Consider the following 19960-nt stretch of genomic DNA (forward strand, 5'->3'; position numbering starts at 1 on the left):
ATGCCGAACAAAGTAGCAGTAGTGACCGGCGGCAGCCGTGGCATCGGCCGGGCCATCGTCCTGGCGCTGGCAGGTGCCGGTTATCAAGTGGCGTTCAGTTATGTGCGTGATGAAGTAGCGGCGATGGCCTTGCGTGATGAAGTGCAGGCGTCGGGCGTGGATTGCCTGGCGCTGCAATGCGACATCAGCCGTGGCGACAGCATCGCGTCATTCTTCGAGCGGGTCGAGGCGCATTTCCAGCGCGTCGATCTGCTGGTCAACAACGCCGGCATTACCCGTGACGGCTTGCTGGCAACGATGCCGGCGAGCGACATCCTGGAGGTGATCCAGACCAACCTGGTCGGCACCTTGCTCTGCTGTCAGCAGGTGCTGCCGGGCATGCTGCGCCAGCGCAGTGGCTGCATCGTCAATATCAGTTCGGTCGCCGCGCAAAAGCCCGGCAAGGGCCAGAGCAACTATGCCGCGGCCAAGGGCGGGGTCGAGGCCATGACCCGTGCGCTGGCGGTCGAGCTGGCGCCGCGCAATATCCGGGTCAATGCGGTGGCGCCGGGGATCGTCAAGACCGAGATGAGCACCGCACTGATCGGCAGTCAGGAGGAGCAGATCCAGTCGCGGTTGCTGATCAAGCGTTACGCCGAACCCGAGGAAATTGCCGAGGCGGTGCTGTACCTCGCTGACCGTGGCCTGTACCTGACCGGGGAGGTCCTGCCGGTGAACGGCGGGTTGAAAATGCCATGAGCCGCACCATTCTGATTACCGGTGCAGCCAAGGGCATCGGGCGCGCGGTGGCCGAGGACTTCGCGGCCAATGGCGACAATCACCTGATCCTGCTGGACCTGGACTTGCCGCAATTGCAGGGCTGGGTCGATGAGCAGCAGGAGCGGATCAAGGCGCGGGTCGAGACCCACGCGGCGAACATCGCCGACCTGCCTGCCATGGAAGCGTTTTTCAAGCAGCTCGGCGCCCGGATCAAGCAGGTCGACGTGCTGGTCAACAGTGCCGGTATCTGCAATGAAAACGAGCCCGAAGATCTGCACAACTGGCACAAGGTGATTTCGGTCAACCTCAACGGTACGTTTTACGTGACCTCGCTGTGCCTGGCGCTGATGCCGGATCGGGGACGGATCATCAACATGTCCTCGATCCTCGGCCGGGCCGGCAAGGTGCGCAACACCGCGTACTGCGCTTCCAAGCACGGCATCGTCGGCATGACCAAGGCTCTGGCACTGGACCTGGCGTCGCGGCAGATCACGGTCAACGCGATTCTGCCGGCCTGGATCGATACGCCGATGCTCCAGGGCGAACTGGCGACGCAAGCGGCGATCGCCGGTCTGACCCAGGAACAGATCGTGCGCAACGCGAAGAAAAAACTGCCGATGCGCCGCTTCATCCAAAGCGAAGAAGTGGCGGCAATGGTGCGTTACCTGGCCAGTCCTGAAGCCGGTGGGGTCACGGCCCAGAGCCTGGTGATCGATGGCGGCGTCGGATTGGGAATGTAGCGATGCCAGGATCTATCAACCGCATCGCCTGGGCGATGTGGGCGTGCGTGGCCGCTCCGGCGGCTGTCGCGGCCCTGGAAGTCGACGATCTCAAGCCCGATTACGCCGACGCCGAAATCGGCGTGGCCACGGCACTGCGCCTGCACGGTGACGATCAGGTCACACAGAAGGCCGTGTATTTCAAAGCCAACCTGGAGGACAACTGGGACGGCGGTTATTACAAGGCCAAGGGTCGCGTACGGTATGACGCCCGCTACGACGGCAACAACCCGTACAGCGAACGCGCCCGGGAAAAGTACCGCTTCGATGCTGACTGGCGGCATCTGTATGTCGGTCATGCGCTGGGCGACGGTGAAGTGACGGTCGGCTGGCAGCAGGTGGTCTGGGGGCGTGCGGATGAACTGCGTGTGCTGGACCAGATCAACCCGTTGGACTATCGCGATGGGCTGACCCCGTTGCTTGAGGACAGCCGCATCGCCGTGCCGATGGTGCGCGTGGCGCAGCCTGTGGGCGAGTGGGAGCTGGAAGCGCTGTGGATCACCGACTTCGTCAAGAACCGGCCGCCGGTGGCGGGCAGCGAGTTCGCCGCGCCGCTGTTCGCGGCGCCCGATCCGGAGTATTTCCTGCTTGATTCCAAACCCGGCTATGACGGTGACAAGGGCTATGCCTATGGTCTGAGCGCCAATGGCCGGATCGGGGCGGTGGACACCAGTTTCGTGGCGCTGAGCACACGTCAGCAGGACCCGGTGTATGCCGTCGAAGGCCTGGCCGATGACGGTCGTACGCGTCTTGAACGCCAGTTTCCCCGTTACACCATGGGCGGTGCAGGTCTGGCGATCGACGCCGGTCACAGCATCGTGGTGCGCAGTGAGATTGCCTGGTTCGACAACTGGCGCGTGACCAATCCGACCCGCGCCTACGGTGCCGACAGCACGTCGATGGTCAAGTCGCTGTTGGGTGTCGACTATCTGTGGCGCGACTGGCTGATTTCGGCGCAATGGCAGGAACAGGTGTTGCTCGACTGGCAGGACGGGATGCTGCAGGACAAGCGCGAGCCGCTGTTCACCCTCTCGGCCGAAGGCACTCACTGGCAGGACCGGCTCAAGAGCCGACTGGTGGCCGCGGCCTCGCCGCCGCTCAAGGACAACGCTTTGCTGCAGGGCATCTTCACCTACAAGCCGGTGGACTACATCAAGCTGGGGCTGGAAGTGGACGTGTTCTTCGGCAAACCCGACAGGGCCTTCGGCGAGTACAGCAAGCGCGATCAAGTGCGCCTGTCCGCCGGCTATCTGTTTTAACCCCGTGACGCCTGCCTGCCACCGATGGCGCAGGCCCGCATGTACTCATCCGACGAAAAGGGAAATTCCGATGTTGCCGCTTTTGAAAAGTCTGACCGCCACCGCGTTGATCCTCAGTGGCGTCTGCGCCAGCGCTGCCGACGGCAGCAATGCCGATGAAATCATTCGCCAGGTGCGCGATCGCAATGACGGTAAAAGCTTCATGTCCCAGGTGTCGTTGATCCTTCACGACAAGAAGGGCAATACCCGGGTTCGTGAATTCACTTACCTGCAGAAGGACTACCCGGACAGCGACAAATTCAGCATGTATTTCTCGGCGCCGACCGATGTGCGCGACGTCGCGTTCCACATCGAAAACCCGCACGAGACGCTGGGGCTGGAAGACAGCCAGTGGATGTACCTGCCGGTCAGCCGCCAGACCCGCCGGATCTCCACCACCGACAAGCGCGGCTCGTTCATGGGCAGCGAATACTCCTATGCCGACCTGGACAAGATCCGGGTCAAGGATTACTCGCAGACATTGCTGGGAGAAGAGCAGATCAAGGGCCGCGACTGCTACGTGATCGAACGTGAACCGGTGTCCCCGGAAGTGCTGGCCAAGACCGGTTACAACAAACTCAAGGTGTGGATCGACAAGCAAAATTTCCTGGTCATGCGTCAGGACTTCTTCGACGTCAAAGGTGTGCTGATCAAGCAGATGCGCACCCAGAAGGTCGAGACCATCGACGGGATCGACAGCATCGTGCTCAGTGAAACCGAGCACTTCATCGACGGTACGCGCTCGGAAATGCGCTTCAACCAGTTGCAGTACAACGTCCCGCTGGAAGACCGGCTGTTTACCCAGACCGCCATCAAGCGCGGGCTGAAAACCGGTGACCTGCCGGAATTTTCCGTGACTGCCCGCTAAGCGCCGCTCCCGACGACCCTGGAACACATGATCATGGAAAGATACCTGAACTTCGTCGAGCGCCATGCGCGGGCGATCGTTTTCCTGCTGGTGGCGATCACCGCGTATTTCACTTATACGCTGGGCGCGCTGATCTCGGACACCAACCCTTATCTGCTCAAGGACAGCCATCCGGCGCGCAAGACCATCATCGATTTGCAGGGTGAGTTCACCGGCACCTTCGACTCGGTGATGGTGGCGTTGAACAACCCGCAGACGGTCTTCAACAAACAGACGCTCAATGCGTTGTTTTCGATGTCGCAGTCGGTGCGCAAGATGATCCTGGCCAACGACGCCGACAAGGAGCAACTGACGCAAATCGTCGCTCGCTACCCGAATGACAGCCGCGCGCAGCTATTGACCCGGGACATTCTGGAGGACGGTTTTTCCCAGAATGATTACGCTCAGGCCAAGGCCCTGCGCGATCATGCCCAGAGTCAGAACTGGGATGCTCATGATCAGTTGTTCCTGACCTTCCTCGCCGAGCGAATCAACCCGATTCGCGAAATGGCGTCGATGGGCGACCTGGAAAACATCGTGTTGACCGACGATGGCGAGTTGTTGATCCACAAGACCCTCAACGCCTATGACATGGATCCGGCCGTGGTCGAGTCACAGATCATGGGCAACGAACTGATGGTCGACGGGGTGGTGTCGAAGGACAAGAAAGTCGCGATGCTGGTGGCCGAACTCGGTACCAAGCAGGATGACGCCCAGGCGCAATTGCGCGCCTATCAGATCGTGCGGGGCATCGTCGCGAAGTATCAGGCAGAGCATCCGGAGTACAAGGACGAGATTTTCATTGCCGGCATGCCGATCTTCATCGCGGCCCAACAGGAAATCATCGACCATGACCTGGCGGTGCTGTTTCCGATCGTGTTTCTGCTGATCACCCTGCTGCTGATTTTCTTCTTCCGCAAACCGCTGGGCGTGTTGTTGCCGCTGTTCAACATTCTGTTCTGCACCATCTGGACGCTGGGCCTGATGGCGCTGCTGCGGGTGCCGTTCGACCTGTTGACTAGCGTGTTGCCGGTGTTTCTGTTCACCATCTGCTGCTCGGACGCCATCCATGTGATGGCCGAATACTACGAGCAGAAAAACGCCGGCAAGAGCAACCGTGACGCCAACCGCGAGACCCAGCGGCTGATGGTCGTGCCGGTGGTGTTGACCACAGTGACGACCATCGCCACGTTCATGATTTCCACCACCAACAACATCGTCAGCATCCGCAATTTCGGCGTGTTCATGTCCATCGGCCTGACGGCGGCGCTGATCATTTCGTTGCTGCTGATTCCGGCCTGGATCTCCATCTGGGGCAAGGATCAACCAGCGCAAGCCAGGGTCGCTGCGCACAAGGAATCGATCATCTCGCGTTATCTGGTGGCGTTCTGCGCCTGGATGATCCGCTTTCGCAAACCGATTCTCATGGTCATGCTGCCGTTGCTGGCGCTGGCCACCGTGTTCACCTTCCGCGTCGATATCGAAGACTCGGGCATTGCCTATTTCAAACCCGAAAGCCATATCCGCATTTCGGACCAGTTCATCAACCACGCCAACGTCGCGGGTACGGCGCCGGGCTGGATTGCCATCGACAGCAAGGAGCCTCGCGGGGTGCTGACCACGGAGGTGGTGCAGTTCATCGACAAGCTCGACCACTTCATCAAGCAGCAGCCGAACGTGAGTTACGGCTACTCCCTGGCCACTTACGTCAAGCGCATGAACCTGGTGCTCAACGACATGAACCCTGATTACCTGCGCGTTCCCAACGCCATGGAAAAGGTGAGCTCAGTCAATGATGAGGGGCAGGTCGAACAATTCGAAGTGCCAGGCAATTCGCTGATCGAGCAGCATGTGATGCTGTTCGAAAACGGTGGCGGCTCGGACTTGAACAACGTGCTCAACGCCGACTTCTCCAAGGCCTTGACGCTGTACACCATGACCTCGTCGGTCGCCAGTGATTATCAGGGCATGCTCGATCGCCTCGACGCCTGGCTGCTGGTGAACAAACCGGCCAATCTGGAGGTGACGCATGCCGGCACGCCGTTGATCTGGACCGGTGTGTTGCAGGAAATCACCCAGGGCCAGGTACTGAGTTTTTCCCTGGCGTTGCTGGTCGTCACGCTGATGATGATGTACTGGCTCAAGTCGGTGCGGCTGGGCATTCTCGGCATGTTGACCCTGCTGACCACCTCGGTCACGGTCTACGGCTTCATGTTTCTGTTCAAGATCGAGTTGAACATCGGCACGACGCTGGTGACTTTCCTGGTGGTGGGCGTGGTCGATTACGCGGTGCACCTGCTGTCGCGCATCAAATGGCTGGTGCAGCAGGGCATTGAAGTCGACGCGGCGATTCTGCAGGCGATGCACAGCGTCGGTCGCTCGACGGTGATCAACGTGGTGATTTTCTCCGTGGGCTTCATGGCGCTGCTGTTTTCTGACTTCAAGCCGATTGTCGACCTGGGGGCGCTGGTGGCCATGGCGCTGTTCTCCAGCGGGGTCATGACCATCATTCTGGTGACGCTGGTTTCGCCGTGGTTCTTCGGCGCGATTGAGCCGATTGCCCAGCCCGCTCGGGCGCAACGCCTCGGCGCAGAGGCAGTACCGGGCTGAAGCCCGAGCCGGTTCCGCCTGCCCTGATCCGACAGGCGAACCGGCCCATGCGCCGCAGAAGGGTTTTCAGTTCAGCGTAGCGGCCGGGGTTTTTTCCCCCTGCCGGGCGATGCGCTCGAACTGACATTCCTGTCGAGCCTCGTGGAGGTTGTTTTCAAACGCTTCAAGCCCATCGTACAACTGCTGCAAATCGCCGATCTGGGCCACCAGCTCGGCTTTTTTCCGGGCGATGGCATTCTGTGCCATGTCCCAGGGGAATTCCTCGCCGCGGTAGTTGTTCAGGATGACCTGCAGCTCCTTGAGCTTGAAGCCCAGTTGCTGAGCGCATTTGATGAACGTCAGTACCTCGACGCTTTCCTGACTGTAGATACGGTATTTGCCTTCACGCTTGGGCTCGGGCAACAGGCCGATTTCTTCGTAATGGCGAATGCTTTTGACTGTGGTGCCCGACAGCTGGGCGGCTTTGCCGATATACATAAAGATCCATCTCGATGATAAAACGGGGCGTAGCGTGACCAGGCTCGAGCCTGATCGGCGGGCGATTATAGGGTGAATACCATCGGCAGGTTGCAACTGTGCGTAAATGACGCGCACAGCTGACGGACGGGCTCGTGGGAGAGCCCGTGGAAGGCTGACGGCGTCGGCGGCGCCGTCAGTTGGACAGTTGCGTCAGATTCAGAACGCGGCGCTGGCTCGCGCCTGTTGCAGCCACACGTCGCGCTGCTCCGGTTTGGAGCCGAGCATGGGGCCGAACGTCAGGGTCTTGATCGGTTTGACTCCGCAGAACTCCAGCGTGGTCTTGCGCACCTGGTGCAGGCCCGGCATGCGGTAGAACCATTTGTAGTACCAGTACGGCGTGTCCATGGTCACCAGCAAATGGGCGGTGCGGCCTCTGAGCAGTTTGTCCGGGAAGGCTTTGCCTTCGCGGTACTTGAACGCGAAACCGGGCAGGAAGATGCGGTCCAGAAAGCCTTTCATCAACGCCGGAATCCCGCCCCACCAGATCGGATAGACGAAAGTCAGGTGCTCGGCCCAGGTGATGTCGGCCTGGGCCTGCAGCAGATCGGGTTCCAGCGGCTGAATCTTGTTGTAACCCTCGTGCAGGACCGGGTCGAAATCCAGCGCATCCAGGCGCATCAACCGCACCTCATGCCCGGCGTCCTTGGCCGCCTGAACGTAGGTTTCACTCAGTGCTCCGCAAAAACTGTCGGTGGAGGGGTGTCCCAGAATCACGAGCATTCGTTTGCCCATAGTGTGTACTCCTGAAAAGAAGCTCACAGGATAGAGTCTGCCCCTAGCGGTAGAGTCAAGGCGTCAGAGCATCAAGCAAGGCTTGGGTGTAGGCCGGCAGATGGGCGAAATTTCTTGAGCACAGATGCAGTGTCCGTCTGGCCCAGGCATCGTCCAGCGGCACGCAGGCCAATGCGTTCGTCCGGGGCCAGCGCTCAACCGCCACTTTGGGCACGATTGCCAGGCCTGCCCCGCGCACGACCATGCGCATGAGCCCATCGAAGCCATCGGCGCGGATACGGATCGCCATGCGCTGGCCGATGTGCAGCGCCTGTTCTTCCAGATGAATCGCCAGGGCACTGTCGGCACCCAGCGCCACGTAGTCATGGGCCAGGGTTTCGGCAAAGGTCAGCGAGAGACGCTCTGCCAGCGCATGACCCGGCGGCACGAGCAGCACCAGCGGATCGTCGCGAAAGATCCGGGTCTGCAAGTCGTGGGTGTCCACGGCGTCGGAGACAATGCCAAGGTCTGCTGCTCCCTGGCGCAAGGCGTGAGTGATGCGGGCGCTGGGCAGTTCCTGCAAGTCGATGTCGAGGTTGGGATGTTCGCGCAGGAAATCCGCCAGCACTTCCGGCAGGTATTCGCTGATGGCCGTGGTGTTGCACAGCAAACGCACCTGGCCTTTCACACCCCGGGCGTATTCGTTCAAGTCCTGCTGCATGCGCTCGGCCTGTTGCAACAGGAGTCGCGCATGTTGCGCCAGGGCCTTGCCGGCCGGCGTCGGTGTGACTCCGCGCCGCCCGCGCTCGAGAAACTCGGTGCCCAACGAAGCTTCCATCGCCCGGATCCGCGCACTGGCCGCTGCCAGCGACAGATGACTGCGGGCGGCGCCGGCGGTGATGTTGCCGCTGTCGAGGATGTGCAGGTACAGGCGCAGGTCGGTGAGGTCGAAGTGCATCGGTGGTGACTCTTGCTGAAAGAGAGGCTGCCTCAGTGTATGACAGATTTTCAGTTCATCCGTGCAGGCGCACAGTATCGCCATGAACGCACTCGCGGATTTCTATCAGAACCTCGGTCTGGCCTTGTCGTTGCTGGTGATGGCGACCTTCGTCGTCGCCGGCATGATCAAGGGTGTGATCGGTCTCGGCCTGCCCACCGTCGCCATGGGCCTGCTCGGTCTGGCTATGGCGCCAGCGCAGGCTGCGGCGTTGCTGATCATTCCGGCGACCCTCACCAACGTCTGGCAACTGGCGTTCGGCGGGCATTTGCAGGGGCTGGTGAAACGCTTGTGGCCGATGCTGCTGGCGATCTCTCTCGGCACGGCCATCGGCACCTTGTGGATCGGCATGGCCGGCGGGCATTGGGTGGTGCGCGGGTTGGGCGCGGCGTTGTTGCTCTATGCGCTGAGCGGATTGTTCCTGCCGACGCTGAGTGTCAGTCGCCGCCATGAAACGTGGCTGGGAACGCTGTGTGGCGTGATCACTGGCGTCATCACTTCGGCCACCGGCGTGTTAGTGATTCCCGCCGTGCCGTACATGCAGGCCCTGGGCTTGAGCCGCGATGAACTGGTGCAGGCGCTGGGCCTGTCCTTCACGGTTTCGACCCTGGCGCTGGCCGGTGGATTACTCTGGCGCGGGTCGCTCGGCGGGGCGGAATTGAGCGCTTCGCTGCTGGCGCTGCTCCCTGCCATGCTCGGTATGCTGCTCGGCCAATGGCTGCGCCAGCGCATCAGTGCCGTGCTGTTCAAGCGGGTGTTCTTCATCGGTCTGGGCGCGCTCGGCGCCCATCTGCTGATCAGCGGCTAGCGGACGACGCGCTGAGCATTTCAATCGGGCGGATATCGAAATCCCGCTCCAGATACTCCATGCGATTGGCGAGAAATTGCTGCATGTGCGGCAGGTTCGAGTGCACGTCCAGATGCGCCTGGCTTTCCCAGATCTCGTAGAAGATGAACAGGCTCGGGTCTTCCTTGTCGCGCAGCATGTGGTACTCGATGCAGCCAGGTTCGGCGCGGCTCGGCTCGACATAAGCGCGGAAAAACGCTTCGAAGGCCTCGGCTTTTTCCGGGCGGGTCTTGGCGTGCAGGATGAAACCCTGGCGTTCGCTCATGGCAAAAAACTCCTCAGATTCAGATGGCGGCCAATCCTACGGCAACAATCGGCATTCGATTCGTGCGTTTTAATCAAATTAATTTTGCGCAACCGATGCTTATTCCGCGCGGGGCGGATCGCTAATCTGCCGCCATTCAATTTTTCCCCTTCTCCATCCAGCGCTCTGCGCTGCGCATCGGAATCCGATCGAGGCTCTCCCATGAAAAAAGTGCTGTTGCTCAATGGCGGTAAAAAATTTGCTCACTCCGACGGTCGCTACAACACCACCCTGCACGAAGCGGCGCTGAGCGTGCTGGATCGCGGCGGTGTCGACGTCAAGACCACCTTCATCGACGAGGGTTACGACATCGCTGAAGAAGTCGCCAAATTCCTCTGGGCCGACGTGATCATTTATCAGATGCCGGGCTGGTGGATGGGCGCACCGTGGACCGTGAAAAAGTACATCGACGAAGTCTTCACCGAAGGTCACGGCAGCCTCTACGCTAGCGATGGTCGCACCCGTTCCGACGCGTCGCAGAAGTACGGCAGCGGCGGTCTGATCCAGGGCAAGCAGTACATGCTGTCGCTGACCTGGAACGCACCGCAGCAGGCGTTCGATGACCCGACCGACTTCTTCGAAGCCAAAGGCGTGGACGCCGTGTACTTCCCGTTCCACAAGGCCAACGAGTTTCTTGGCATGACCGGCCTGCCGACCTTCCTCTGCGTGGACGTGATGAAACGCCCGAACATTGAAGCGGATGTGGCGCGTTACGAGCAGCATCTGACCGAGGTGTTTGGCCTCAAGGCCTGACGCTCGGCTACTATCGAAGGCCTGAGCTTGCGCAGCAGGCCTTTCGATTCGAGGACACCCGTGAAAGCCAGATCCGATGAGTTGCAGATTTTCGTCTGCGTGATCGAGTGCGGTTCGATCTCCGCCGCTGCCGAGCAGGTCGGGCAGACACCGTCGGCGGTCAGCCGCACGCTGTCGCGGCTGGAAGCCAAGCTCGACACCACGCTGATCAACCGCACCACACGGCGCATGGACCTGACCGAGGAGGGCAAGTATTTCTTCGAACAGGCCAAGCTGATCCTCGACCAGATGGATCAACTCGAAGAACGTCTTTCTTCGCGCCAGCAAACCCCGTCAGGACGACTGCGCATCAACGCCGCGTCGCCGTTCATGCTCCACGCCATCGTGCCGTACATCGACGAATTCCGTCGGTTGTACCCGGACATCCAGCTCGAACTCAACAGCAATGACCTGATCATTGACCTTCTGGAACAAAGCACCGACGTTGCCATCCGCATCGGCCCCCTTGCCGATTCGACATTGCATGCGCGGTCGCTGGGTTGCAGTCCGCTGTTGATCGTCGCCAGTCCCGCGTATCTGGAAAAACACGGCGCGCCGATCGAAGTGGCCGACCTGAGCGACCACACCTTGCTCGGTTTCACCCAGAACGAAGGCCTCAACCAGTGGCCGTTGCGTTACGTGCACGGCGATCGCTGGCCGATTACCCCGGCGATCAGCGCCTCCAGCGGCGAGACGGTTCGGCATCTGGCGCTGGAGGGCCAGGGCATTGCCTGCCTTTCGCATTACATGACCATCGACGACATCCGCGCCGGGCGCCTCAAGATGTTGCTGGCGGAATTCAACAGCGGTTATCGCCAGCCGATCAACGCGGTGTACTACCGCAACTCGCAATTGGCGCTGCGCATCCAGTGCTTCCTGGACTTTATCCAGAGCAAACTGGCGGCTTACGCCAGCGCCGATTTCAAAGGCTGATTCGTGACCCCTGCGCAAGAGTGAATTGGTTGAGGGCGGGTTTTTCCACAGGACCTGCCGATCGATACTCGTTGCATCACTTACTCACGCAGGGAGTTTCCCCATGAACGTATTCGTCACTGGCGCTGCCGGTTTTATCGGCGGCTCCATCGCCACCGGTCTGGTCCAGGCCGGCCACAGCGTCACCGGTCTTGTGCGCAGCGCCGAACAGGCCAATGAGCTGAAAGCACTGGGCATCACCCCGGTGATCGGCACCCTCGACGACAAGGCACTGCTGGCCGAACAGGCCCGCGCCGCCGACGCCGTGATCAACGCCGCCAGCAGCGACCATCGTGGTGCGGTCGAAGCCTTGCTCGATGCCCTGCGCGGTTCGAACAAAGTGTTCCTGCACACCAGCGGTTCGAGCATCGTCGGCGATGCCTCGGGCGGCAAATCCAGCGACGTCATCTACTTCGAAGACAACCTGCCGGAGCCGACCGTCGACAAGGCCGCACGGGTGGCCATCGACAACCTGATCCTCGCGGCAGCGAAGGACGGCGTGAACTCGGCCGTCATCTGCAACACTCTGATCTACGGCCACAGCCTGGGCGTCAATCGCGACAGCGTGCAACTGCCGCGTCTGCTGAAACAGGCACGCAAAAGCGGCGTGGTGCGTCACGTCGGCAGCGGTCAGAACATCTGGTCCAACGTGCACATCGAAGACGTGGTGTCGCTGTACCTGCTGGCCCTGACCAAAAACGTCCCGGGCACCTTCTACTTCGTCGAAAGCGGCGAAGCGTCGTTCATCGACATGACCACCGCCATGGCCGAAGCCTTGAATCTGGGCCAGCCACAAGACTGGCCGCTCAAAGACGCTGAAGCCGAGTGGGGCTATGAAATGGCCAACTACGGCCTCGGCTCCAACAGCCGCGTACGCGGCAAACACGCCCGCGAACTGCTCGGCTGGGTGCCGAAGCGCACGTCGGTGGTTGAATGGATTCGTAACGAAATGGTGTGAGGGTTGATTAAACCCGAGAGGGCTTTGCGACTAACCTGTGAACGGCTGCCTTTGGGCAGCCGTTTGTGTTTTTTGATTTGTCCTGGCATCGGGGCAAATCCCCGGCGCTTTTCAATGTTCAGTGGCATCAGGAGGGGCAAGGATGGTTGATCGTTATGATGCCGAGGGCTCGCAAAGTTCTTATGAACCAGGCTCTGACGAACAGGTACTGAGCAATAAATTAGGGATAACCGATCCTGAAGACATGGATGACGCAGAGCTCATCCTGCTGGAAAAGTTGTACCAGTTCGTGCTCATCGAGCATTTGCCAAATCGGCCATTAACCATTCAGGACCTGAAAGAGTGGCACCGACACTGGTTGGGCAATCTCTATTCATGGGCCGGCGACGTGCGAGCGGTGAATATGGGCAAGGACGGCTTTTTCTTTGCCGCAGCCCCGCAGATTCCCCGACTGCTTGATGGTTTCGAGAGGGACTGTCTTGGCAAGTACACACCTTGCAAGCCTGATCTGGATGAAAACCTGATCCACGCCATCGCTGTCACGCACGTGGAGTTCATCCTGATTCATCCATTTCGCGAGGGTAATGGGCGCTTGTCGCGATTGTTGGCGGATGTCATGGCGGTGCAGGCGGGGTATGTGCCGCTCGACTACAGCAGTTGGGAGCGAAACAAAGAGGCTTATTTTGCGGCAATCAACCAAGGGCTGAATTGCAATTACGAACCCATGGAGTATTGGGTTCGGCAGGCATTGTGGACTTGAGTGACGATCTCATTTGGCCAGAGAAAGATGCAGAAACTTGCTGTCCTTGAGCTTCAGCTTGCGTTCAATCGATTCAACGCTCTGACCCGTTTCGATGGCTGTCGAACTGGCAATCGCGCGTATCAACGCTTCGGCAGTGAGCTTTTTGGGGCGGCGGCGCGAAGCAGTCATGGCAGGAACTCGATAGAAAACGTCTGCCGAGTATAGCGCCTGGATTGATGTTGAAAACCTTGTGGTCTGGGCAAAACCTTCAGCCGGGTCATGAAAATCCTACCCCGCGATTTTCATTATTCACGACAAGACATATCCAAAAACGACAACCCTTATCCCTCCACGAAAATTACTTTCACTTCGTTTGAAAACTCGATCTCGAAATGATTTATGAGTTTCACAACCCATTCGAACGTGACCCTTTCGAGGAGTACCGCATGACACCGTCCTTCGGCTATTGGCTGCTGGTGTACGCCGCCGTTGCCATCATCGCCCTGATCGTTCTGATCGCCCGTTACCGGCTCAATCCGTTCATTGTCATCACCCTGATTTCCATCGGCCTGGCGCTGGTGGCGGGGATGCCGCCGTCCGGCGTGGTGGGGGCGTATGAGGCCGGGGTGGGCAAGACGCTGGGGCACATTGCGCTGGTGGTGGCGCTGGGGACGATGCTTGGCAAGATGATGGCCGAGTCCGGTGGCGCCGAGCAGATGGCGCGCACGTTGATCGAACGCTTTGGCGAAAAGAACGCACACTGGGCGATGGTGTGCATCGCGTTTCTGGTGGGTCTGCCGCTGTTTTTCGAAGTCGGTTTCGTGTTGCTGGTGCCGATTGCCTTTACTGTGGCGCGGCGGGTCGGCGTGTCGATCCTGATGGTCGGTTTGCCGATGGTTGCCGGTCTTTCCGTGGTGCATGCGCTGGTGCCGCCGCACCCGGCGGCGATGCTGGCGGTGCAGGCCTATCAGGCGTCGGTCGGGCAGACCTTGCTGTACGCGATTGCCATCGGCATTCCGACGGCGATCATTGCCGGTCCCCTGTACGCCAAATTCATCGTGCCGCGCATTCAGTTGCCGGCGGATAACCCGCTGGAAAAACAATTCCTCGAACGCGAGCCCCGCGACAGCCTGCCGGGTTTCGGCATCACCATGGCGACCATTCTGTTGCCGGTGGTGCTGATGCTGATCGGCGGCTGGGCCAATCTGATTTCCACGCCGGGCAGCGGCTTCAATCAGTTCCTGCTGTTCATCGGCAACTCGGTGATCGCGCTGTTGCTGGCGACGCTGTTGAGTTTCTGGACGCTCGGCATTGCACAGGGCTTCAACCGGGAATCGATCCTCAAATTCACCAACGAATGCCTGGCACCGACCGCCAGCATCACCTTGCTGGTGGGCGCCGGTGGCGGTCTGAACCGGATTCTCGTGGACGCCGGCGTTACCGATCAGATCGTCGGCCTGGCTCACGAATTTCACCTGTCGCCGCTGATCATGGGCTGGTTGTTCGCCGTGTTGATGCGCATCGCCACCGGTTCGGCCACCGTTGCGATGACCACGGCTTCCGGCGTGGTCGCGCCAGTGGCCATCGGTCTGGGTTATCCACACCCGGAACTGCTGGTGCTGGCGACCGGTGCGGGCTCGGTTATCTTTTCCCACGTCAACGACGGCGGCTTCTGGTTGATCAAGGAATACTTCAACATGACGGTGGCCCAGACGTTCAAGACCTGGACGGTGCTCGAAACCCTGATCTCGGTAGTCGCTTTCGCCCTGACCGTCGGTCTTTCTTACCTGCTGTAGTCGGAGTTTTCCGCCATGGACATCCTTTATCAGATCCGCGCCCGTCAGGATTCCTTCAGCGCCGGTGAAGGACGCATCGCCCGTCTGATGCTCGACGACGTAGGATTTGCCGCCTCCGCCAGCCTCGAAGAGCTGGCGCAGCGGGCCGAAGTCAGCACCGCCACACTGTCGCGCTTTGCCCGCACCGTCGGTTGCCGCGACCTGCGTGATCTGCGTCTGCAACTGGCCCAGGCCAGCGGCGTCGGCAGCCGTTTCCTCGATCCGGCGGGCACGCCCGAGCAGTCGGCGTTTTACGGGCAGATCGTCGGCGATATCGAAACCACCCTGCGCCAGCATCTGGCGGCGTTCGACGAATCGCGCTTCGCCGATGCGGTGAAACTGCTGGGCCAGGCGCGGATGATCCACGCCTTCGGCATCGGCGGTTGCTCGACCCTGTGCAGCGATGAGTTGCAAGTGCGGCTGGTGCGTCTCGGCTATCCGATTGCGGTGTGCCACGACGCGGTGATGATGCGCGTCACCGCCGCCAGCCTCAGCGCCGAGCAGGTGGTGATCGTCTGTTCGCTGACCGGCATCACCCCGGAATTGCTGGAGACCGTGGCGCTGGCGCGCAACTACGGCGCCCGGATTCTCGCCATCACCCGCGCCGACTCGCCGCTGGCGGAGCTGGCCGATATCGTCCTGCCGCTGCAAGGCGCCGAGACCTCGTTCATCTACAAACCGACGGCGGCGCGCTACGGCATGCTGCTCGCCATCGACGTGCTGGCCACCGAGCTGGCGCTGGCCAATCCAGAAGACAATCAAGAACGTCTGCGGCGGATCAAACTCGCCCTCGACGAATACCGTGGCGGCGACGATCACCTGCCGCTGGGAGACTGACATGCTGTACGACACGCTGATTCGCAACGCCACCGTCATCGATGGCAGCAACGTTCCCGGTTACAAGGCTGACGTGGCCCTTCTCGAGGGCCGCATCGTTCGTATCGGCGACTTGCATGACGCCAGTGCCACGGAAGAAATCGATGCCGCCGGCCGTGTGCTGGCGCCGGGTTTCATCGACGTACACACCCACGACGACACCGTGGTGATCCGCCAGCCGCAGATGCTGCCCAAGCTCAGCCAGGGCGTGACCACGGTGATTGTCGGCAACTGCGGAATCAGCGCCGCACCAGTCAGCCTCAAGGGTGATCCACCGGATCCGATGAACCTGCTCGGCACGGCCGCCGCATTCGTCTATCCACGTTTCAGCGATTACCGCGCGGCGGTCGAAGCGGCCAACACCACGCTGAACGTGGCGGCACTGGTCGGCCACACGGCGCTGCGCAGCAATCACCTCGATGACCTGTTCCGCACCGCGACTGACGATGAAATCAGTGCGATGCGCGAGCAGTTGCGTGAAAGCCTGGAGGCGGGCGCCCTCGGCTTATCCACAGGTCTGGCGTATGCGAGTGCGTTCTCGGCATCCACCGATGAAGTCATGCAATTGACCGAAGAACTGAATGCGTTCGGCGCGGTGTACACCACGCACCTGCGCAGTGAATTCGAACCGGTGCTGGAGGCGATGGACGAGGCCTTCCGCATCGGGCGCCACGCACAGTCGCCGGTGATCATTTCCCACCTCAAATGTGCTGGAGCCGGTAACTGGGGCCGCAGTCCGCAGTTGCTCGCCTCGTTGGAAGAAGCGGCGAAAACCCACCCGGTCGGCTGCGATTGCTATCCGTATGCGGCGAGTTCTTCGACCCTGGATCTGAAGCAGGTCACCGATGCCCACCGCATCACCATCACCTGGTCGACGCCGCATCCGGACATGGGCGGTCGCGACTTGATGGACATCGCCGCCGAATGGAACCTGTCGCTGCTTGACGCCGCCAAACGCCTGCAACCAGCGGGCGCGGTGTATTACGGGATGGACGAGAACGACGTGCGCCGGATCCTCGCCCATCCGCTGTCGATGGTCGGTTCGGATGGCCTGCCGGAAGACCCGTTCCCGCATCCGCGTCTGTGGGGCGCTTTCCCACGGGTGCTCGGACATTTCAGTCGTGATGTCGGGCTGTTTCCGCTGCACACCGCCGTGCACAAGATGACCGGTCTGTCGGCGGCGCGTTTCGGCTTGAAGGAAAGGGGCGAGATTCGTGAAGGGCACTGGGCGGATCTGGTGTTGTTCGATCCTGCGACCGTACGTGACGTGGCGGACTTCAACGACCCGCAACGTGCCGCGCAAGGTATCGATGGTGTGTGGATCAATGGTGTTTTGAGTTACCGCGACGGTCAGGCCAACGGCCAAAGACCCGGGCGGTTCCTGGCGCGCCAGGGCGATCTGCGCGACGGCTTTCGTTGAATTTTGCTGACTGCGTCACGGTGATGGCACATTGCAATTAAAGAAAGCCATCACCAAGCCGAATTGCTGACATCCACCCCGGCTACACTCTGGGGCCAATCAGTCAGGGAGCAACCCATGAGCTTCGGCAAAACCACCCCGATCCTGCGGATTTTCGATGAAGCCAAGGCCGTGGAATTCTACGTCGACTTCCTCGGCTTCAAGATCGATTGGCAGCATCGTTTCGAACCCGGTTTCCCGTTGTACCTGCAGGTTTCGCGCGGCGAGTGTGTGCTGCATTTGTCCGAACATCACGGCGATGCAACACCGGGTTCGGCCCTGCGGATCGAGACCGATGAACTGGAGGCGTTTCAGCAGCAGTTGGTCGCCAAGAACTACAAGTTCTCGCATCCGGGCATCCAGGCCATGCCGTGGGGCAGCCAGGACATGACCATCGCCGATCCGTTCGGCAACCGTTTGGTGTTCACCAACGCGATCAGCCTCTAGCCGTCGTTCGACACCCGGTGAGTCTGCCGAAATTCACCGGGTGGCATCCCGCGTCGGCTCTTGAAGGCGCGGTGAAACGAGCGTGATTCGCTGAAGCCCAGATACTGGGCGATGTCCTGAATCGGCAGGGTGCTGTTGAGCAGGTAATGCTCGGCCAGTTCCTGGCGCAATTCATCGAGAGTCTGCTGATACGACGTGCCGGCCTGATGCAACTGGCGTTGCAGCGTGCGCACCGACACGGCGAGATGTTCGGCCACCTGCTCCTCGCGCGGCAGACCTTCCTTGAGCAACTGGCGCAGGATGCTTTTGACCCGCTGCTCCAGCGACGCATCCTCCAGTGTCGCCATCAGACTCTGCGCGTGTTCTTCCAGAGTGCGCAGCAAATGCGCATCGGCCTGGCGCAACGGCAACTGCAAATACGGCAACGGCACGATCAGCGCGGAATACGGTTGATCGAACAGCACCGGGCAGTCGAAAAACTGTTCGTACTGCGCCAGCGTCGTGTCCGCCGGGAGTGAGTGTTCCAGCCACACCGCGGCCGGTGACAGTCGGGTATCGGCGATCCAGCGCGCGTATTGCAGCCAGGAGCCGAGCACGTTTTCCACCAGATGCCGGCGAATCCGCGGGCGCTCAAAGCGGCAGCTCCAGATCAGGTGCACATGGATTTCGTGAACCTCGGCGCGGCTGACACCCATGTCACCCACCAGTTTTTCGAACGGCATGATGCGGCTCATGGCGTCGCCCAGTGTCGCGCAGTTCATGGTGATGTAACCCAGCACGCTCCACGAGTTGGGCAGGACGAAATTCGCCGCGTTGAGGCCGAACAGCGGATCGCCCGAGTGTTCGCAAAAGTAATCAAGCAAACGCTCATGGGCTTCACCCGGCAGACGCAGGCTGTTGTCGCTCAACTGCTGCGCCTGCAACCCGGCCGCCGCCAACGCAGGCTCGATGGCCATGCCCAGATGTTCGGCATGGCGCAGGTACTTGAGCAGCGGTGGGACGGAGGTGAAGCCGAGCGATTGCATGACCGAATCCTCTTGATCGAGGCCGCCGTGGGCGGATGAGCGCTCTGAAAGGTAATTTGAATCCGCGAATAAAGTAAATGGCTGGCCTTGGGACCATGCAGAGGTCTTCGAGCTGGTTTGTTAGTCTGCGATCACTCATTTCACGGATTGCAGGAAGCCTTATGACCAGCATCACTATTCGACTCGATGAGCAGATGACAGAGCAACTGCGTATCGCTGCCGCCCAAAATGGCCATTCCATGGAGGACGAAGCGCGGCAGATTCTGGAAAACGCATTGGCTACGGTTGATCGAGCTGGCGGGTTAGGTACTCGGATACACAATCGATTCGGCGCCATGGGTGGCGTCGAGCTCGATCTGCCATCACGTTCAGAAAACCTCAGCGGCTGATAAACACCGCTCACAAAAAGCCCGCCGCCACACTAAAACCAGTGTGGCGGCGGGCTTTTTACAGGGTGCAAAAAAATGGCGAGTGCACCGCACTCGCCACCTCCCGCATCAATCCGTCGGCACGACCTTGTCCAGCGCCCGGTTAACGGCCAGTTCGGCGATCATCACGATCTGGGCGATGCCTTGCAGAGTCTTGCGGTGGCTGCCCTCGACCAATGCCACATGATTGTTGAGCATGACGGTGGCGGAGCCGAGGGATTCGCTGGCGTCTACCAGCAGGGATTCGGTGTCGGCTTCGGGGTGAGCCTGATAGAGGGTGTTGGGTTTGTAGGGCGCGGCCATGATCTGGGCGCTGAGGGGGCCCAGGTGATAATCGAGGGCGCGTTCGGCGGCTTCGTTGAAGCGTTTCGAGCCGGGGCATTCGTAGGGAGATGCCGGATCCGGGATGATTGTGGGTTCGGTGAGCGGTGGGTTTGGCGTTACCTTGAACATGGGTGACTAACCTCTGGTTGAGGCTGCACCTTTTCGCCGCTAAGCAAAAGGGTGGCAGCTGTGCGCAAGTTAGCGGACCGGTAGTCACCCTCAACCCGGCGCACCCGAAGGTGCCATGCGCACAGCCACCATCAAGTGCAGGCTGGCGCCTGACTGGATTCGACATGTGCAACCGTAGGGGACATTCCGAACCGCTAAGTTCGATCACTGGAAATCAATGACGCAATCAAATTACGCAGCCA

At 60.5% G+C, this 19960-nt stretch carries 22 protein-coding genes; 15 read left to right on the plus strand and 7 right to left on the minus strand.

What is annotated here, in order from left to right; all coding sequences use genetic code 11:
• The 5 genes from AC1MDC_RS23200 (at position 1) to AC1MDC_RS23220 (ending at position 6353) form a co-directional block, all read left to right on the plus strand.
• Positions 1 to 738 (plus strand): 3-oxoacyl-ACP reductase family protein, encoded by a 738-nt coding sequence (locus tag AC1MDC_RS23200; protein ID WP_085685527.1) that lies wholly within the window; start codon positions 1 to 3, stop codon positions 736 to 738.
• The gene (locus tag AC1MDC_RS23205; RefSeq protein ID WP_085701344.1) at positions 735 to 1499 is read left to right on the plus strand and encodes an SDR family NAD(P)-dependent oxidoreductase; all 765 of its coding nucleotides are present in this window, start codon (positions 735 to 737) and stop codon (positions 1497 to 1499) included. The genes AC1MDC_RS23200 and AC1MDC_RS23205 overlap by 4 nt, the downstream gene beginning before the upstream one ends.
• Positions 1500 to 1501: 2 nt before the next feature.
• Positions 1502 to 2797 carry a DUF1302 family protein gene (locus AC1MDC_RS23210; RefSeq protein WP_480393748.1) on the plus strand — a complete coding sequence of 432 codons (1296 nt, stop codon included), beginning with the start codon at positions 1502 to 1504 and terminating at the stop codon, positions 2795 to 2797.
• Between the two features lie 70 nt (positions 2798 to 2867).
• Positions 2868 to 3704: an outer membrane lipoprotein-sorting protein gene (locus AC1MDC_RS23215; protein WP_480393749.1), complete on the plus strand. Its 837-nt coding sequence runs from the start codon at positions 2868 to 2870 to the stop codon at positions 3702 to 3704.
• A gap of 33 nt (positions 3705 to 3737) precedes the next feature.
• On the plus strand, positions 3738 to 6353 hold the full coding sequence (locus tag AC1MDC_RS23220; RefSeq protein ID WP_480393750.1) for an efflux RND transporter permease subunit: 2616 nt from the start codon (positions 3738 to 3740) through the stop codon (positions 6351 to 6353).
• A gap of 66 nt (positions 6354 to 6419) precedes the next feature.
• Here AC1MDC_RS23220 and AC1MDC_RS23225 read toward each other — a convergent pair whose 3' ends face one another.
• The 3 genes from AC1MDC_RS23225 to AC1MDC_RS23235 form a co-directional block, all read right to left on the minus strand.
• A complete protein-coding gene (locus AC1MDC_RS23225; RefSeq protein ID WP_480393751.1) occupies positions 6420 to 6830 on the minus strand; it encodes a MerR family transcriptional regulator in 411 nt (136 codons plus the stop codon).
• 198 nt (positions 6831 to 7028) lie between these two features.
• A complete protein-coding gene (locus AC1MDC_RS23230; RefSeq protein WP_480393752.1) occupies positions 7029 to 7604 on the minus strand; it encodes an NAD(P)H-dependent oxidoreductase in 576 nt (191 codons plus the stop codon).
• Between the two features lie 55 nt (positions 7605 to 7659).
• Positions 7660 to 8541, minus strand: a complete 882-nt coding sequence (locus AC1MDC_RS23235) for a LysR substrate-binding domain-containing protein (protein WP_480393753.1) — start codon at positions 8539 to 8541, stop codon at positions 7660 to 7662.
• 82 nt (positions 8542 to 8623) lie between these two features.
• Between AC1MDC_RS23235 and AC1MDC_RS23240 the strand changes: the two genes are divergently transcribed.
• Positions 8624 to 9388 carry a sulfite exporter TauE/SafE family protein gene (locus tag AC1MDC_RS23240; protein WP_480393754.1) on the plus strand — a complete coding sequence of 255 codons (765 nt, stop codon included), beginning with the start codon at positions 8624 to 8626 and terminating at the stop codon, positions 9386 to 9388.
• On the opposite strand, the gene AC1MDC_RS23245 is transcribed toward AC1MDC_RS23240, so the two are convergent.
• Positions 9378 to 9692, minus strand: a complete 315-nt coding sequence (locus AC1MDC_RS23245) for a putative quinol monooxygenase (protein ID WP_065261059.1) — start codon at positions 9690 to 9692, stop codon at positions 9378 to 9380. The genes AC1MDC_RS23240 and AC1MDC_RS23245 overlap by 11 nt on opposite strands.
• 201 nt (positions 9693 to 9893) lie before the next feature.
• On the opposite strand from AC1MDC_RS23245, the gene mdaB reads away from it, so the two are divergent.
• The 4 genes from mdaB (at position 9894) to AC1MDC_RS23265 (ending at position 13213) form a co-directional block, all read left to right on the plus strand.
• The gene (mdaB, locus tag AC1MDC_RS23250) at positions 9894 to 10484 is read left to right on the plus strand and encodes an NADPH:quinone oxidoreductase MdaB (RefSeq protein ID WP_085701350.1); all 591 of its coding nucleotides are present in this window, start codon (positions 9894 to 9896) and stop codon (positions 10482 to 10484) included.
• Positions 10485 to 10544: 60 nt separating this feature from the next.
• On the plus strand, positions 10545 to 11456 hold the full coding sequence (locus tag AC1MDC_RS23255) for a LysR substrate-binding domain-containing protein (protein ID WP_227234391.1): 912 nt from the start codon (positions 10545 to 10547) through the stop codon (positions 11454 to 11456).
• 103 nt (positions 11457 to 11559) lie between these two features.
• Positions 11560 to 12453, plus strand: a complete 894-nt coding sequence (locus tag AC1MDC_RS23260; RefSeq protein ID WP_085702405.1) for an NAD-dependent epimerase/dehydratase family protein — start codon at positions 11560 to 11562, stop codon at positions 12451 to 12453.
• A 142-nt stretch (positions 12454 to 12595) separates the two neighbouring features.
• On the plus strand, positions 12596 to 13213 hold the full coding sequence (locus AC1MDC_RS23265; protein ID WP_480393755.1) for a Fic/DOC family protein: 618 nt from the start codon (positions 12596 to 12598) through the stop codon (positions 13211 to 13213).
• 9 nt (positions 13214 to 13222) lie between these two features.
• On the opposite strand, the gene AC1MDC_RS23270 is transcribed toward AC1MDC_RS23265, so the two are convergent.
• The gene (locus AC1MDC_RS23270) at positions 13223 to 13384 is read right to left on the minus strand and encodes a hypothetical protein (RefSeq protein WP_170929807.1); all 162 of its coding nucleotides are present in this window, start codon (positions 13382 to 13384) and stop codon (positions 13223 to 13225) included.
• 257 nt (positions 13385 to 13641) lie between these two features.
• Here AC1MDC_RS23270 and AC1MDC_RS23275 point away from each other — a divergent pair, with 257 nt between their 5' ends.
• From AC1MDC_RS23275 to AC1MDC_RS23290, 4 genes are all read left to right on the plus strand, one after another.
• A complete protein-coding gene (locus AC1MDC_RS23275; protein WP_085702529.1) occupies positions 13642 to 14991 on the plus strand; it encodes a GntP family permease in 1350 nt (449 codons plus the stop codon).
• Between the two features lie 15 nt (positions 14992 to 15006).
• Positions 15007 to 15867 carry a MurR/RpiR family transcriptional regulator gene (locus AC1MDC_RS23280; protein ID WP_007953817.1) on the plus strand — a complete coding sequence of 287 codons (861 nt, stop codon included), beginning with the start codon at positions 15007 to 15009 and terminating at the stop codon, positions 15865 to 15867.
• Position 15868: 1 nt separating this feature from the next.
• A complete protein-coding gene (locus AC1MDC_RS23285) occupies positions 15869 to 17326 on the plus strand; it encodes an N-acyl-D-amino-acid deacylase family protein (RefSeq protein WP_480393756.1) in 1458 nt (485 codons plus the stop codon).
• A gap of 117 nt (positions 17327 to 17443) precedes the next feature.
• On the plus strand, positions 17444 to 17812 hold the full coding sequence (locus AC1MDC_RS23290; RefSeq protein WP_007953815.1) for a glyoxalase superfamily protein: 369 nt from the start codon (positions 17444 to 17446) through the stop codon (positions 17810 to 17812).
• Here AC1MDC_RS23290 and gliR read toward each other — a convergent pair.
• A complete protein-coding gene (gene gliR / locus AC1MDC_RS23295; protein WP_480393757.1) occupies positions 17809 to 18837 on the minus strand; it encodes an AraC family transcriptional regulator GliR in 1029 nt (342 codons plus the stop codon). The genes AC1MDC_RS23290 and gliR overlap by 4 nt on opposite strands.
• Positions 18838 to 18998: 161 nt before the next feature.
• Here gliR and AC1MDC_RS23300 point away from each other — a divergent pair, with 161 nt between their 5' ends.
• Entirely contained in the window at positions 18999 to 19226 is a 228-nt protein-coding gene (locus AC1MDC_RS23300) for a FitA-like ribbon-helix-helix domain-containing protein (protein ID WP_085701356.1), read from the plus strand.
• A gap of 108 nt (positions 19227 to 19334) precedes the next feature.
• Here AC1MDC_RS23300 and AC1MDC_RS23305 read toward each other — a convergent pair whose 3' ends face one another.
• Entirely contained in the window at positions 19335 to 19718 is a 384-nt protein-coding gene (locus AC1MDC_RS23305; RefSeq protein WP_085701357.1) for a DUF6124 family protein, read from the minus strand.
• Between the last annotated feature and the right edge of the window lie 242 nt (positions 19719 to 19960).

It is taken from the genome of Pseudomonas sp. 1 (assembly GCF_056626735.1).